Genomic DNA, 14,459 nt, shown 5'->3' on the forward strand with positions numbered 1-14,459 from the left:
GAGCCTGAGCCTGAGCCTGAGCCTGAGCCTGAGCCTGAGCCTGAGAAAGCAACGCTGGAATTGGACGGCGGGGCAATCGGTCTTTTCGACGTGCCCACCAGCGCGCACCCCGCGCCGCAATCGACCGGGATTCTCACCCGTCTGAGCCAGATCAACCACCTGACGCCGCCGCAGGCCCAGGCGCTATCGGCGCACCTGGATGCCTTGCGCGAGCTGGCCAACCGCCTGTCTGACGAGGCGCAAAAATAAACGGCAAACTTCGCGATTTAGGTGTTGTGCCTGCCGCAAAATCCAGTAAATACCTGCCTCACAAGTCGGGCTATGGCGCAGCCTGGTAGCGCGTCCGTCTGGGGGACGGAAGGTCGCAGGTTCGAGTCCTGCTAGCCCGACCAAAATCTCCGACTTGTACACAAACCCTGCCCTCGTGGCGGGGTTTTGTGCTTTCTGGGCGTGCGTTCTACGCCCTTGGCATCTTTCCCCCATCCACGCGACTTGTTAAGGACAGCTAAACGCAAAAAGGGAGAGGCGCATGACCGGGGTTCTGGCCAGCCAGCAGATCGAAAGCCTGATCGCCACCGGCGCGGTATCCGCCGATGTGCCGTTCGTGGATGGGCAAATCCAACCGGCCAGCCTCGATTTGCGGCTGGGCACCGTCGCCTACCGCGTGCGCGCGTCCTTTTTGGCGGGCCATGGGCAAAGCGTGGCGCAGCGGATCGACGAGTTTGAAATGCACCGCATTGATCTGGCGGGCGGCGCGGTGCTGGAAAAAGGCTGCGTCTACGTCGTCCCCCTGATGGAGGCGCTGGCACTGCCGGACGACATTCAGGCGATCGCCAATGCCAAAAGCTCGACCGGGCGGCTGGACCTGCTGACGCGGGTGATCACCGATGGCGGCGTCGAATTCGACCGCATCGCGCGCGGCTACACCGGGATGCTCTACGCCGAGATTTGCCCGCGCTCGTTCTCGGTGCTGGTGCGGCCGGGGATGCGCCTCAACCAGATCCGCTTTCGCCGAGGGCGCGCGGTGCTAACCGACGCCGAGCTGCGCGACCTGCATGAGGCCGAAACCCTCGTCAGTGGCGGCGAGCCGGTGATCGGCGAAGGTTTGGGCTTTTCCGTTGATCTGGAGCCGGGGCAAGGCGGGCTGGTCGGCTATCGCGCCAAGCCGCACACCGGGGTGATCGATCTGGACCGGATCGGGGCGTATAACCCGTCAGAGTTCTGGGACGCGCTGCGCACCGACAAGGGTCGCCTGATCCTTGATCCCGGCGCGTTCTACATCTTGGTCAGCCGCGAGGCGGTGCACATCCCCCCCGGCTATGCTGCTGAAATGGCGCCTTATTTGGCGATGGTGGGCGAATTCCGCGTGCATTACGCGGGCTTTTTCGACCCCGGTTTCGGCCATGCGGCAGCGGGCGGCACCGGCGCGCGCGGCGTGCTGGAGGTGCGCTGTCACGAGGCGCCCTTTGTGCTGGAACACGGGCAAACCGTGGGCCGTCTGGTGTATGAGCGCATGTCGGAAATCCCGGCGCAGCTGTATGGCGCGGGGATTGCCTCGAACTATCAGGGTCAGGGGCTCAAGCTCTCCAAGCATTTCGCCAGCTGACCTGGGCGCGCCCCGGCGCAGACGTTAAAACCGCGCGCTGCGCTGTGCGATCCGCGCGGCACGGCGGGCGGCGCGCAACTGCTCGGCGGCCTCGCCCGCGCCCTGCCCCTTGGTCACGCGGTTCAAACCGGCGTTCAGACCCTTGTTGATGACCCGCCGCAGGACCATCCGAAAGATCATCGTCAGGATTTGGTTCACATTCATGGCTCTACCCTTTGGTGATGTTTTGGACCTAATTGGCTCACATCAGCAGTATTAACCACGAAATCGGGCGATTTTCAGGCACGCGCCAAGCGCTCTTCGGGTTGATCGACCAAAACCGCCGCGGGCACATATTCGGCAATCACCACGCGATCGCGCCCTTGGCTCTTGGCCTGGTACAGCGCGTCATCGGCCATGGCGACGCAATCGCGCAAATCCCACCCGGTGGGCGTATCCAGCATGATCGCGCCGTAAGAACAGGTGATGTGCCCCTCTTCGAGCCCCGGAACATCGACCCGATGAACGACGGTGCGCAGCCGCTCTGTCAGGGTTTCCAAAGCTTTGGCATCTGGAATCTTGGCAATGATCAGGAACTCTTCGCCGCCCCAGCGCGCCAATACATCGGTGACGCGCAGCTCGCTTCGCAACGCTTTGACCACGGCCTTTAGCGCATCATCCCCGGCGTTATGGCCCAACATGTCGTTCACCCGTTTAAAGTGATCAATGTCGCACAGGATCACACCCGCCGGCTGGTGCACATCCAACCGCAAAAAGCTATTCACCGCCCGTTTGCGCGTAGCCGCCCCGGTCAGCGGGTCCAGCGTCAGGTCTGTCAAAAGGTTGGTTTTGATCTGCCGCTCGGTATCCAGCAAGCGGGTCAGCCGCGCGCCAAAGTACAGCCCCATCCCCAGCATAAACGTGATTTCCATCGTATTGATCAGAGGAAACATTCTGCGCATCTGCGACAGTTCAGGCCGGAGCGTCAGCGGTATCAGCAGGAACAAAGCGATGCTCAGTTGCAGCTGTCGACGCATCAGCCCGCCGGCCACCGAGTCGCGCAGCATCCCCTTGAGCATCGGGTGACGCGCGAAACACAGCAAATTGGCCAGGGCCAACGGCAGCTGTACCGCCAGGGTCGTCAGGGACATCGCGCCGAAAAAATCCGTCACACCAGAGATATAGCCGTTCAACGCCACCAGCGGGACAAACAGGGCGATCATTGCCGCGATCAGACCATAACTGCGGTCGAGATAGCGCAAAAGATGCGCCAAGCCGATCAGAAACAGCGTCAGCGCAGAATTCCAGCCAAACCGCCCCATAGGGTGTGTTGGCCAAATCGCCGCGCTCAACGCTTCGGAGAATGGATGCGCCATGGCCAAGGCCATCACGACCAACCACAACCCCCGCTCAGCCCCGCGCACCCGCGCCATTGGGCGCTGCTTCCACGTGGTGACCACCGCGCAGATCAACGCCAAGAGCGTCATGGGGTTGGTGCGCGGCGCGCCATAGTCGGCAAGCAATTCCGCCTGCCAACCGAACAAATAATCCGTTAAGATCGCGCCAATCATTGCCGTGGCGAAAACCAAAGCGCCAGAGCGCAACCCGTTTGCCCGGCGCAGTATGCTGCGCACGTTCAGTGAAGGCACCTCCGACCACGTATCTTTTTTACGGGCCACGTAACGGGAGGAGTGGAGAACCAACGCAACATACCTTCTGTGTTTAACGGATATTAACCATCAAAAAGTATAAAAAGCGTTAATATCCTCAGTCCTCGAACAGCTCGGTCTGCCCTTGGTTGATGTCGTCCTCGTGCTCGGCATCCTCGTCGGCGCGTTCGCCGCCAAACAATCCCGGACGGCTTTCCAGCAATCCGGCGGCGCGCAGTTCGGCCAGCCCCGGCAGGTCGCGCGCGCTTTCCAGACCAAAGTGATCCAGAAACCCTTGAGTTACAACGAAAGTTACGGGCCGCCCCGGCGTCATCCTGCGGCGGCCAAAGCGGATCCACTCCATTTCCAGCAGCTGATCCACCGTGCCGCGCGACACCGAAACGCCGCGAATTTCCTCGATTTCGGCGCGGGTGACGGGCTGGTGGTAGGCAATAATCGCCAAGGTTTCTATCGCCGCACGCGACAATTTGCGCTGCTCTACAGTCTCACGTTGCATAAGAAAGCTTAAATCTGGCGCCGTGCGGAGCGCCCAGGCGTCGCCGATCTTAACCACGTTAACGCCGCGCCCCTCGTAGCGTTTACGAAGGTAAACCAATGCTTCCGCCGCATCCGCGCCGTGCGGCATCCGGTCGTTCAATTCCTTAACGGTAACCGGCTCGCTCGATGCAAAGAGGATCGCCTCGACCATGCGTTCCTGCTCGGCGATGGGCGGCGCGGCAAACAGCGTTTCGGTCTGCGGATCGGTGTCACTCATGGTCTCTCTCCGTGCGGCGCAACAGGATCGGCGCAAAGGTGGCTTCTTGTTTCAGGACGGCCTTTCCCTCTTTGACCAGCTCCAACGAGGCCGCAAAGGTCGCCGCCGTGGCAGAGCGCCACTTGACCGGGTCGTCCTCCCATCCGTCGGGCAGATAGCTTTGGATGTCGGTCCATTGCCCGGCAAAGCCGATCATCCCGCGCATCCGGTCCAGCGCCTCTTCCATGGTAAAGACCTTGTCGCGGTCCATGACAAAGGGCCGGAATTCGTCGCGGGTGCGGATGCGCGAATAGGCCTTCATCAGGTCCACCAGCGTCGCGGTGTAGCGCACCTTGCGCACGCGCTGCATTTCCTCGGGCAGACCGCGGGCAAAGAAATCGCGCCCCAGCCGGTCCCGCGCCATCAGCTTGGCGGCAGCTTCGCGCATGGCGTGCAGGCGTTCCAGTTGAAAGGCCAGATGCGCCGCCAGTTCCTCGCCCGAGGGGCCGTCTTCGGTGGGGTCCGGCGGCAGCAAAAGCCGAGATTTCAGAAAGGCCAGCCAAGCGGCCATCACGAGGTAATCGGCGGCCAGTTCAATCCGCAGCGCCTTGGCTTTTTCAACAAAAGCAAGGTATTGGCGCGCCAGCCCAAGGATCGAGACCTTGCGCAGATCCACCTTTTGCGTGCGCGCCATGTTCAGCAGCAGGTCCAGCGGGCCTTCGAACCCGTCGACGTCAACAACCAGCGCCTCGGCGGCGAGACGGTCGGTGACGGACAAGGGAAGGCTGGTTTGTGGATCGTCCATGAGCGCGCTTTAGATCAAAGCGTCTAACTCTGTCCTTAGCGCACAAATGTCAAGATTTTCAGGCGCGGTGCGGGTGGCCAGCGCGGCGGACGCGCGCCCTTGGGCCGGGTCCGACAAGCGGCCCACGCGGCCCATCAAAGCGCGCATCTCCTCTAGGTCGCCATTGCAATGCAGCACCAGATCGCAGCCCGCCGCCAGAGCCGCAGCGCCGCGTTCCGCCACGGTGCCAGACAGTGCCTGCATGGAGATGTCGTCGGTCATGAGCAGACCCTGAAAGCCGATTTGCTTGCGGATCACCTCGATCATCACCGGGGAAATCGTCGCCGGGCGCGGGTCGATCTGCTCGAACACCAGATGCGCGGACATGCCAAGAGGCAGATCGGCGAAGGCCGCAAAGGCCGCGAAATCGCGCGTGTCCAAAGTCTCGCGATCTGTGGCAACGCGCGGCAATTCCAGATGGCTGTCCAGCGTCCCAAGCCCATGCCCCGGCATATGCTTCATCACCGGCAGCACGCCGCCACGCTGGCACCCGCGCACCACGGCGCGGCCCATTTCCACAACACTCTCAAGGGTTTCGCCGTAGCAGCGGTTGCGCAAAACGGCGTGCGTCTCATCACGCGCAATGTCCAGAGTCGGCACGCAATTGCCGTCGATCCCCAGCGCGCACAGCTCGAGCGAGGTAATGAGGAACCGCAGTTCCATCGCCCTTGCGGCCTGCGCCCCATAGCGCGCGACGTCCTCTAGCGGCGGCAACCACTCGGTCGCCAGCGGCGGGCGCAGGCGCTGCACGCGCCCCCCTTCCTGGTCGATGAAAATCGGCGCGTCCCAGCCCACAGCCGACCGCAGGTCAGCGCACAGCGCGCGGATCTGCGCGGCGCTCTCTAGATTACGGTTGAACAGGATAAAGCCAAACGGGTGCGCCCCAGCGAAAAAGCCCTGCTCGGCCTTTGTCAGCGTCAGCCCCTCGCAGCCAAGGATGGCCGCGCCAAAAGCCGTCACCGCGACACCACCGGGATGCAGTCGACGTTTTGCGCAACAAAGGCGGCGCAGAAACGGCGCGCGTCGCTGAGGTCGGCAAAGCCTTCGGCGCGCAGGCGGTAGAACACGCGCCCCCCGGACGACGCCTTTTGGATCACACGGTTTTTCCCGTCGAGGTAATCGCCAAAGCGGACCTCCAGCCGTTGCCATTCGGCGCGGGCGGTCTCGGGGCTGTCAAAGGCACCGATCTGCACCAGACGCGTGCCCGCGGGCAAACTGCCTGCGTCGAGCTCTTGCGTGCTGGCAGCGGCAGCCACCGGGACCGGCGCAAGCGAAGCGGTGCGCAGCCCGGTGGGGCGCACGACGGGCCGCAGCGAATGGGTCAGGCCGGGGCCGGTGTAGGCGGGCTTGGCCGCCTCAGGCTCGGCCACGGTGTCATTGAGGGCGGTCACCACCTCGGCGCTCTCGGCGTCCAAGGGGGCCAGCGGCGCAGCGCCTGCGGCCAATTGGTTGGCGAGCGCCTGAATGGGATCGTCCTCGGCAATCTCGGGGGCGGTCAGCGCGACCACTTTGGCGTTGTCGGCCAGCGAGGCCTGCATCGGCGCAGGCGCTTGTGGGATGATCGCGCCAAGCGCCACGTCATCCTCGCCCAAGCCAGCAGGACGCGGGGCCAAGATCAAACGGTCGGCGGGCGCTTCGGCCGCGCCGCTGCCTGCAACGGCATTGACCGCCAGCCCCTGGTGATCGGCCAGATGGCCGCCGGGATCGGTGGGCGCCACGCGCATGGGGCCGGACATAGCCTGCACAATCGGCACGCCGGACACGTCCCGCGCCATCACGCCATAGCCCCAGACGCCAACACCCGCGACCAGGGCCAGCGACACAGCCGCCCCGGCCCAGTTTGCAAGCGATGCGCCGGAACGCGGCGCTTGGGCCCGGTAGGCCCCGTCATAGGAGTAATCAGCCATGTCTGCCTCTTGTCCTCCGGATGATACGTGCCATCCAGATGGTCTGCTCTTGGGTGTGTGGGCGCGAAGATTACCTCGCGCCGTTTGCCTGTCCAACCCCGGAAGAGGCGCCTTTGTCAGCGCATTTCTTCGACCGGGGTCACGCCAAGAATACCAAGACCGGCAGAAATCACAACTGCTGTGGCCCGCGCGAGCGCAATTTTTGCCTGTGTTGCAGCAGAGTCATCCTGAACAAAGCGCAAACCCGGCTCATCGTTGCCGCGGTTCCACAGCCCATGCAGGTCTGCGGCCAGCTCCGACAGGTAGGTGGCCACGCGGTGCGGCTCGTGGGTGCGGGCGGCGGTTTCCACCAGACGCGGCCATTCGGCCAGCTTGGCGGCCAAGGCCACCTCGGCGGGGTGCGACAGGTCCGGCGTCACGCTGGCCAGCGTCTCGTCGGTAACATTCACGCCCGCTTCGGTCGCCTTGCGCAGCACCGAGCAGATCCGCGCGTGGGCGTATTGCACGTAGAACACCGGGTTTTCCTTGGACTGCTCGACCACCTTGTCAAAGTCGAAATCCAGCGCCGCGTCGGATTTGCGCGTCAGCATGTGGAACCGCGCCACGTCCGCGCCGACCATATCGACCAGATCGCGCAAGGTGACAAAGGTCCCTGCCCGCTTGGACATCTTGAACGGCTCGCCGTTCTTGAACAGCTTGACCAGCTGGATCAGCTTGATGTCCAGCGGCACTTCGCCCCCCGACAGCGCGCTGACGGCGGCTTTCATGCGTTTGACATAGCCACCGTGGTCGGCGCCAAAGATGTCGATCAACATGTCGAACCCGCGCTGCACCTTGTCGTAGTGATAGGCGATGTCCGGCGCGAAATAGGTCCACGAGCCGTCCGATTTCATGATCGGGCGGTCCACGTCGTCGCCGTGCTCGGTCGACTTGAACAGCGTCTGTTCGCGCGGCTCCCAGTCTTCGGGCTTTTTGCCCTTGGGCGGCTCCAGCACACCGCGATAGATCAAGCCCTTGTCACGCAGGCTGTCAATGGCCGCTTCGATCTTGCCCGTGCCGTATAGGGATTTCTCGCTAAAGAAGTGGTCCATGTGCACGCCAAGCGCCGCCAGATCGTCGCGGATCAGGTCCATCATGGCGTCGGTGGCAAATTCGCGCACTTCGGCCAGCCAGAACTGCTCGCCCTTGTCGAGGTACGCATCGCCCACCTTGTCCTTGAGCGCTTGACCAACCGGGACAAGGTAGTCCCCCGGATAGGTGCCGTCGGCGAACTCGACCTCTTGGCCGTGCGCCTCAAGGTAGCGCAGGTAGACAGACCGCGCGAGCACATCGACCTGCGCGCCGCCGTCGTTGATGTAGTATTCGCGGGTCACGTCGTAGCCCGCATAAGCGAGCAGAGAGGCCATGGCATCGCCCACAATCGCGCCGCGCGCGTGGCCCACGTGCATCGGGCCGGTGGGGTTGGCGCTGACGTATTCGACGTTGACGCGCACGCCCTTGCCCATGTCCGAGCGGCCATAGTCGGTGCCGGATTTCAGGATCGCGGCGGGCAGAGCCTGCCAGACGCTGGGCGCAAGACGCAGGTTGAGGAAACCGGGACCGGCGACCTCGGCGCTGGCGATACGCGGATCGTCCGCCAGCTTGGCGGCCAGCGCTTCGGCAATGTCGCGGGGCTTTTGCTTGGCTGGTTTGGCCAGCACCATCGCGGCGTTGGTCGCCATGTCGCCATGCGCCGGATCGCGCGGCGGCTCTGTGGTGACGGGGTCAAGGTTCAAGCCCTCGGGCAGCGCGCCCTCGGCTTGCAGGGTTTCAATCGAGGCCAGCACCAGCGCGCGGATATCGGAAAAGAGGTTCATGTTGTGCTCCACAAGTTGACGCCTCCTGTATCACGCTGGCTAATGGGGTCAATTCCCGGCCCCGCCGCAGAGGTGCGAATGATTGTCCTTTTACTGTGTCTGACCTGTCTTGTCGCGGGGTTTGCGGTTGGCGGCATACTGGCGGTGCGCTTTGCCCTGCCCAAGGACAGCCCACCACCCCAAGCCGCTGCGCCGCTGATCTCGAACGGCGCGGCAGTGTTTTTGCTGGCCATCGCGCTGTGGCTGTTCGCGTGGTACCTGTGCAAAAGCCTGCTGCGGGCGATGAACGGCGGCGGCACGGACCTGCCGGTCTTGCCGTTCATCGGGCTGGTGCTGCTTTCGGCGGTGCTGTTCGTGTCAACCTTTGCCTTTGCGTTCCACATCTTTGGACTGAATCCTGACGAGGTGTCCGCCAGCGGCGGCGACATGCTGTATTTCTCGACCGTGACGTTTTCGACGCTGGGCTATGGCGACATGTCCCCGCCACGCCGATCACCAAAACGCTGGCCGCCATCGAGGCGGTCATCGGCAACCTGCATTTGGCGGCCTTGGTCGGCGCGGTCTTTGCCGCCGTGAAACCCGCCTGAAGGCCCCAGAACGCGGCCAGGCATGGCACAAACGCAAAAGGCGCCACCCGGTCGGGGCAGCGCCTTTTGAAAGCAATTTCGCAGAGGTTAGACCAGTCGCGATACGGTGATCACCACCAGCAGCCCAAGGCCCGCCGCCGCCACCCAAGGCATCAGCCGATCGGACAGGTCCACAAAGGACGTCAGCGTCTTTTTGTCATGCTCGGTCACGGAATGCTCCTGTTGCTTGGGCCCAATATAGGCATCACAGAGGTTTCTGTCCAATTAATCCGCACGCAGCGTCGTTCAAATGTCAGACAATTAAGCCTGCCCCTCCAGACGTTCCTTGCGCGCCGGGGTCATGGAGACGATCTGCGTGCCGGTGGCATCCTTGGGCGTCTCGTCCGGGCCCAGCAGACGCAGCGTGCCGTTGGGGCCAAGGTCCGCCACCGGGATCGCCTCGGGGTGCTGCGTGCGCCAGTCGTCCAGCGTGAACTCTTCGGACAGGCGGGTGACGCGGAACTCCCAGCCTTCGGCAAGGCGGGCGTTGGCCTCGAAATACGTCTCGTCGCCGCCAATCTTGCGCCCGCCCAAGGTCGCGGGCAGCGCGTGCCGCGAAGAGGTCTGGCGCACGCGTTTCACCTGATAGACGTTCTCGCGGCCAAACTCTGGCGCGATGTCGGTGGCGACCAGCGTGTTGTAGGCGTCGTTGTCGGTGGCGCAGATCATCTTTTCAAAGGCCGCCGCGTCAAGACGGTGCTCGGCCACTTCGGACAGGATGTCGCCGAAAAAGGTCTCGATCCCCGCCTCGCGCGCGGCGCGCAGATGGGCGTGGTTCGGGTCGGCGATCAGCACCGGCAGCTCCATCTTCTTGAACGCTTCGGCAAGGCCCACCGACCAGCGCGACCCGCCAAGGATCAGCACTCCCGGTTTGGTCGCCGCCGTCAACCCCAGCGCGCGCGCCAGCGGCGTCAGGGTAAAGCCGTGCAGCACCACCGTCGCCGCCACCAGCGCAAAGGCAAGCGGCGCGATGCGGTCGGCGTCCTCGATGCCCAGCTCGACCAGCCGTTCCCCGAACAGGCCAGCAACTGCGACCAAGACCACGCCGCGCGGGCCGGTCATGGCCACCAGCGCCCGTTCCTTCCACGAGATGTTGGAAAACCACAGGGCGATCAGCACCGGCAAAGGCCGCGCCACCAAGACCACCGCCATCACAAAGGCCAGCGCCCGCCAGTCCAGCGTGCCCAGCGTCGCCATGCTCATGTTCGCGGCCAGCAGGATGAACACGCCCGACACCAGCAGCACGGTCGCCTGTTCCTTGAAACGGCGCAGTTCGGTAAAGCTGGGCAGCTCGGCGTTGGCGATCCACAGGCCCATGACGGTCACCGCCAAAAGGCCGCTTTCGTGCAGGACACTGTCGGTGATGGCAAACACCGCCAGCAGCAGCACAAACAGCACCGGAACCTTCATGTATTCAGGCACATAGCCGCCCCGGAACGCCTTGACCAAGGCCCAACCGGCGGCCAGCCCCACCGCGCCCGCAAACAGGATGCCGATGGCCAGCGTCTGGATCGCGTGCCCCACCCCGGTGGCCGTTTGCAGAACCACGACGACTTCGAACGCCAGAACGGCGGCCAGAGCGCCCACGGGGTCGTTGACGATGGCTTCCCATTGCAAGAGCGCTGCGGGGCGTTTCGACAGTTTGGCCTGGCGCAGCAGGGGCGCGATCACCGTCGGGCCGGTGACGATCATAATGCCGCCAAAGACCGCCGAGGCCTCCCAGCTGAGGCCCGCCACGAAATGCAAGGCGCTGGCAGAGGCCAGCCAGCCCAGCGGCGCGCCGATCACCACCAGCCGCCGCACGCCCACCGCCGCATCGGACAACGACCGCAGGTTCAGCGTCAGGCCGCCTTCGAACAGGATGATCGCGACGGCGATGGCGATCATCGGTTGCAACATCGCGCCAAACTGATCGCCGGGGTCCAGCACCCCAAGGCCGGGACCAACGATCAACCCCGCCGCCAGCATCAGCACAATCGCAGGCAGACGCAACCGCCACGCGAGCCACTGGCTCCCCACGCCCAACGCGCCCACCAGCGCAAATGCCAAAACCGGGTCCAGCCCCGTTGTCCCTTGTACGGCCATTTTCGTCCTTTCCAAACAGCTCTGGCAGAACCTAGTGCGGCTCGGGGACCCAGTCGAGAAAACTACCGGTTTTCAACCCACGCGAGACATCATGGCACAGGGCAAGCACGCTATCGCCCGCGGAAACGGCGCTGATGGTGTCCCAAGGGAACGGATCGGCGGGCAGGCCAAGACCCATGACGCGTGCTGGCTGCGCATCCTTTGCGAACTGCTCGACCATGGCGCTGTAGCCTGCAAAGCGCGCTTGCACCTCGGCGGGCAAAGCGTCGGGCCGCTTGTCATAGGGCAGAGCGATCACCGCCCGGCCCTTGCCAATCCGCAGCCCCATACGCAAAGCCGCCGCCAGCCCCGCGCTTTGGTCAAACGCGCTACGCTCGGACAGCGGCAGGAGGTCGATGTAGACATGCAGCGGCGTCGCCAGCCAAGAGGATTTCAGCACCTCCAGCGTGTGGCCCACCTTGGGCAGCGCCAAGGTGTCGATCTGCCCCGGCGCTTTGCGAGCAACCGCCAGCAGCGCGTCTTGATCCCGCCCCATGGCCACCACCGCCGCGCCGAACTGCGCCAGACGCTCGCACACCGATGCCCCAAGCGGGTGCTCAGCCCCGGCGATCACCGCCGTCTTGCCATAAAAACGCGAAACACCGAACATATGCACACCTCTAACTTGTGCGCACTATGCCACTTTACCTTGCGTCAGGAAAGCACGCTTTTGGCAACGTCGCGCAAAACATCCGTCCCGGTCAGCCGCGCGTGCTGTTGCAGCGCGTAGCGGTCGGTCATTCCGGCGATGTAATCAGCCACGAGGCGGGCGATCTCGGCCTCGTCGTGCAGGGTTTCCTCTTGGTCCTGCCAGCGCTGCGGGAGCAAACGCGGGTCGTTCATGTAGATCGGGAACAGCTCTTTGAGCGCTTCGGTGACGCGGGCGCGCTGCGCCATGACCGACGGGGCGCGGTACATGTTCTTGAACAGGAAATCGCGGATTTCGTGCAGTTTCGCCCACATCTCAGGCGAGAAGGCGATCACGGGACGGCCCAGCTCTCGGATGTCCTGCGCCGAGCTTGCGCCGGACCCTTTGAGGTTTGCCCGCGAGGTGTCGATCAGATCGCTAACCATGGCCCCAAAGACGCGGCGCAAGGCTTCGTGGCGACGGCGGTAGGCGTCGGTGTCGGGGTACAGGCGGTCCACCTCGGCGTAAGCCTCTGAGACAATGGGCAAATGCGCGATGTCCCCTTCGGTGAACAGCCCCGCGCGCAAGCCGTCGTGCAGGTCGTGGTTGTTGTAGGCCACATCGTCCGCCAATGCGGCCACCTGCGCCTCGGCGCTGGCGTGGGTGTGCAGTTCAAGGTCGATCTGCGCGTTGCATTCGGCCAACGCATAGGGGATCGGACCCTCCACCGGGCCGTTGTGCTTGGCGATCCCTTCGAGCGTGTCCCACGTCAGGTTCAGCCCGTCGAACTCGGCGTAGTGACGCTCCAACGCGGTCACGATCCGCACCGTCTGCGCGTTGTGGTCAAAGCCGCCATAGGGCTGCATCAGCTCGTCCAGCGCATCCTCGCCCGTATGACCGAACGGCGTGTGGCCCAGATCATGCGCCAGCGCGACGGCTTCGGTCAGGTCGATGTTCAAGCCCAAGGCCCCGGCAATCGTGCGCGCCACCTGCGCCACCTCGATGCTGTGCGTCAGGCGGGTGCGGTAAAAATCGCCCTCATGTTCGACAAAAACCTGCGTCTTGTGTTTCAGGCGGCGAAAGGCGGAACAATGGATGATCCGGTCGCGATCCCGTTGGAAACACGACCGAAAGGCGCTTTCTTCCTCGGGGAACAGCCTGCCGCGGGCCGTATCGGGGTCACACGAATAAACCTTGCGCATCGCCGCGCTCCTTGTCGCCTGTCTTTGGGCCGCTTATATTACCGCCGCGAGCAGAGTTAAACCTAGAGGATTGCAATGCAATTACCGCCCAAAGTCACCAGCCGCGCCTTTGAGCGCCTGACAGAGATCGGCGCAGGGGCCGAGGGCAAGGCGCTGCGCGTCGCCGTCGAGGGCGGCGGCTGTTCCGGGTTTCAGTATGACATTTCGCTTGATGAGCCGGCCGCCGATGATCTGGTGCTGGCCGAGGGCGATCAAAAGGTGGTGGTCGACCCGGTGTCCCTGCCCTTTCTGGCGGGCGCGGTGATTGATTTCACCGACGAGCTGATCGGCGCGCGGTTCGTGATCGACAACCCCAACGCGACCTCGTCTTGCGGCTGTGGGACGTCCTTTTCGATCTGACCTTTATTCGGCGGTGCGGGGCTTGACCCCGGCGGCGCGCCTTGGTTTGGGTAGGCCAAGCCGGAGGGCCCCATGAAGATCGCGACATTCAACATCAACGGCATCAAGGCGCGGGTGAACGCGCTTGGCGATTGGCTCGACGAGGCGCAGCCCGACGTGGCGCTGCTGCAAGAGATCAAGTCGGTGGATGAGGCGTTCCCGCGCGAGCTGTTCGAAGAGCGCGGCTATAACGTCGAGACCCACGGGCAGAAAAGCTTTAACGGCGTGGCGATCCTGTCCAAGCTGCCCCTAGAGGACGTGCGCCGCGGCCTGCCCGGCGATGACAGCGACGAGCAAGCCCGCTGGATCGAGGCGACGGTTGTGGGCGAGACACACGCGGTGCGGCTGTGCGGGCTGTACCTGCCCAACGGCAACCCGGTGGAGTTTGACGACGCGGGCCAGCCGATCCGCGACGGAAAATACGGCTATAAACTCGACTGGATGGACCGGCTTCATGCCCGCGCGCAGGAGCTTCTGGCCGATGAGATGCCCGCGCTGATGGCTGGGGACTATAACATCATTCCGCAGGCCGAGGACGCCGCCAAACCCGACAGCTGGCGCAAGGATGCGCTGTTCCTGCCGCAAAGCCGCGACGCCTTTCGCCGCATCCTGAACCTTGGCTTTACCGAGGCGTTCCGCGCCCGCACCCAAGGCCCCGGCCATTACAGCTTTTGGGATTATCAGGCGGGCGCGTGGCAGCGCAACAACGGCATCCGCATCGACCATTTCCTGCTGACGCCGCAGGCCGCTGACCTGCTGAGCGATTGCCAGATCGACAAGGACATCCGCGCCCGCGAAAAGCCGTCCGATCACGTGCCGGTCTGGATCGAGCTGAACGCCTAAACG

14 protein-coding genes, 1 tRNA gene and 2 pseudogenes are annotated in these 14,459 nt (G+C 63.9%); 6 read left to right on the forward strand and 11 right to left on the reverse strand.

All coding sequences use genetic code 11. The features are described 5' to 3' along the window. From B9A11_RS21360 to B9A11_RS05610, 3 genes and pseudogenes are all read left to right on the forward strand, one after another. Nucleotides 1–249, forward strand: a pseudogene (locus B9A11_RS21360) (hypothetical protein); the annotation flags it as partial. A gap of 66 nt (nt 250–315) precedes the next feature. Then, nucleotides 316–392 (forward strand) — tRNA-Pro (locus tag B9A11_RS05605). 134 nt (nt 393–526) lie between these two features. Continuing rightward, nucleotides 527–1,606: pseudogene (locus B9A11_RS05610) on the forward strand (2'-deoxycytidine 5'-triphosphate deaminase); the annotation flags it as partial. Between the two features lie 24 nt (nt 1,607–1,630). Here the strand turns inward: B9A11_RS05610 and B9A11_RS05615 are convergent. The 7 genes from B9A11_RS05615 to argS form a co-directional block, all read right to left on the reverse strand. Continuing rightward, nucleotides 1,631–1,810, reverse strand: coding sequence for a hypothetical protein (locus B9A11_RS05615; RefSeq protein ID WP_058246873.1), 180 nt, complete (start codon nt 1,808–1,810; stop codon nt 1,631–1,633). Between the two features lie 74 nt (nt 1,811–1,884). Continuing rightward, on the reverse strand, nt 1,885–3,219 hold the full coding sequence (locus B9A11_RS05620; RefSeq protein ID WP_084662781.1) for a GGDEF domain-containing protein: 1,335 nt from the start codon (nt 3,217–3,219) through the stop codon (nt 1,885–1,887). Between the two features lie 133 nt (nt 3,220–3,352). Beyond that, a complete protein-coding gene (scpB, locus tag B9A11_RS05625) occupies nt 3,353–4,009 on the reverse strand; it encodes an SMC-Scp complex subunit ScpB (RefSeq protein ID WP_058246871.1) in 657 nt (218 codons plus the stop codon). Continuing rightward, complete coding sequence (locus B9A11_RS05630) at nt 4,002–4,793, reverse strand: segregation and condensation protein A (RefSeq protein ID WP_058246870.1); 792 nt, start codon at nt 4,791–4,793, stop codon at nt 4,002–4,004. The genes scpB and B9A11_RS05630 overlap by 8 nt, the downstream gene beginning before the upstream one ends. Before the next feature lie 9 nt (nt 4,794–4,802). Next, a complete protein-coding gene (nagZ, locus tag B9A11_RS05635) occupies nt 4,803–5,792 on the reverse strand; it encodes a beta-N-acetylhexosaminidase (protein ID WP_058246869.1) in 990 nt (329 codons plus the stop codon). Then, nucleotides 5,789–6,739, reverse strand: a complete 951-nt coding sequence (locus tag B9A11_RS22045) for an SPOR domain-containing protein (protein ID WP_058246868.1) — start codon at nt 6,737–6,739, stop codon at nt 5,789–5,791. Before B9A11_RS22045 ends, nagZ begins: the two co-directional genes overlap by 4 nt. Before the next feature lie 116 nt (nt 6,740–6,855). Then, nucleotides 6,856–8,595: an arginine--tRNA ligase gene (argS, locus tag B9A11_RS05640; protein ID WP_058247127.1), complete on the reverse strand. Its 1,740-nt coding sequence runs from the start codon at nt 8,593–8,595 to the stop codon at nt 6,856–6,858. 78 nt (nt 8,596–8,673) lie between these two features. On the opposite strand from argS, the gene B9A11_RS05645 reads away from it, so the two are divergent. Continuing rightward, nucleotides 8,674–9,171, forward strand: coding sequence for a potassium channel family protein (locus B9A11_RS05645; RefSeq protein WP_058246867.1), 498 nt, complete (start codon nt 8,674–8,676; stop codon nt 9,169–9,171). A 98-nt stretch (nt 9,172–9,269) separates the two neighbouring features. Here B9A11_RS05645 and B9A11_RS22420 read toward each other — a convergent pair whose 3' ends face one another. From B9A11_RS22420 to B9A11_RS05660, 4 genes are all read right to left on the reverse strand, one after another. Next, nucleotides 9,270–9,392, reverse strand: coding sequence for a hypothetical protein (locus B9A11_RS22420; RefSeq protein ID WP_268811225.1), 123 nt, complete (start codon nt 9,390–9,392; stop codon nt 9,270–9,272). Between the two features lie 90 nt (nt 9,393–9,482). Then, nucleotides 9,483–11,306 (reverse strand): cation:proton antiporter, encoded by a 1,824-nt coding sequence (locus tag B9A11_RS05650; protein ID WP_058246866.1) that lies wholly within the window; start codon nt 11,304–11,306, stop codon nt 9,483–9,485. A gap of 31 nt (nt 11,307–11,337) precedes the next feature. Further along, nucleotides 11,338–11,955, reverse strand: a complete 618-nt coding sequence (locus B9A11_RS05655; protein ID WP_058246865.1) for a hypothetical protein — start codon at nt 11,953–11,955, stop codon at nt 11,338–11,340. Nucleotides 11,956–11,999: 44 nt separating this feature from the next. Beyond that, the gene (locus B9A11_RS05660; RefSeq protein ID WP_058246864.1) at nt 12,000–13,175 is read right to left on the reverse strand and encodes a deoxyguanosinetriphosphate triphosphohydrolase; all 1,176 of its coding nucleotides are present in this window, start codon (nt 13,173–13,175) and stop codon (nt 12,000–12,002) included. 75 nt (nt 13,176–13,250) lie between these two features. Here B9A11_RS05660 and B9A11_RS05665 point away from each other — a divergent pair, with 75 nt between their 5' ends. Then, entirely contained in the window at nt 13,251–13,574 is a 324-nt protein-coding gene (locus B9A11_RS05665; protein WP_058246863.1) for a HesB/IscA family protein, read from the forward strand. A gap of 72 nt (nt 13,575–13,646) precedes the next feature. Beyond that, entirely contained in the window at nt 13,647–14,456 is an 810-nt protein-coding gene (gene xth / locus B9A11_RS05670) for an exodeoxyribonuclease III (protein ID WP_058246862.1), read from the forward strand. The last annotated feature ends 3 nt before the right edge of the window (nt 14,457–14,459 follow it).

The sequence above is a fragment of the Tropicibacter naphthalenivorans genome (assembly GCF_900176475.1).
Classification (GTDB): domain Bacteria; phylum Pseudomonadota; class Alphaproteobacteria; order Rhodobacterales; family Rhodobacteraceae; genus Tropicibacter; species Tropicibacter naphthalenivorans.

Coding starts and splice junctions, on each gene's coding strand:
- scpB (WP_058246871.1), bottom strand. CDS start 4,009: ATGAGTGACACCGATCCGCAGACCGAAACGCTGTTTGCCGCGCCGCCC.
- B9A11_RS05655 (WP_058246865.1), bottom strand. CDS start 11,955: ATGTTCGGTGTTTCGCGTTTTTATGGCAAGACGGCGGTGATCGCCGGG.
- B9A11_RS05660 (WP_058246864.1), bottom strand. CDS start 13,175: ATGCGCAAGGTTTATTCGTGTGACCCCGATACGGCCCGCGGCAGGCTG.
- B9A11_RS05650 (WP_058246866.1), bottom strand. CDS start 11,306: ATGGCCGTACAAGGGACAACGGGGCTGGACCCGGTTTTGGCATTTGCG.
- B9A11_RS22045 (WP_058246868.1), bottom strand. CDS start 6,739: ATGGCTGATTACTCCTATGACGGGGCCTACCGGGCCCAAGCGCCGCGT.
- B9A11_RS05645 (WP_058246867.1), top strand. CDS start 8,674: ATGATTGTCCTTTTACTGTGTCTGACCTGTCTTGTCGCGGGGTTTGCG.
- B9A11_RS05665 (WP_058246863.1), top strand. CDS start 13,251: ATGCAATTACCGCCCAAAGTCACCAGCCGCGCCTTTGAGCGCCTGACA.
- xth (WP_058246862.1), top strand. CDS start 13,647: ATGAAGATCGCGACATTCAACATCAACGGCATCAAGGCGCGGGTGAAC.
- B9A11_RS05615 (WP_058246873.1), bottom strand. CDS start 1,810: ATGAATGTGAACCAAATCCTGACGATGATCTTTCGGATGGTCCTGCGG.
- argS (WP_058247127.1), bottom strand. CDS start 8,595: ATGAACCTCTTTTCCGATATCCGCGCGCTGGTGCTGGCCTCGATTGAA.
- B9A11_RS05630 (WP_058246870.1), bottom strand. CDS start 4,793: ATGGACGATCCACAAACCAGCCTTCCCTTGTCCGTCACCGACCGTCTC.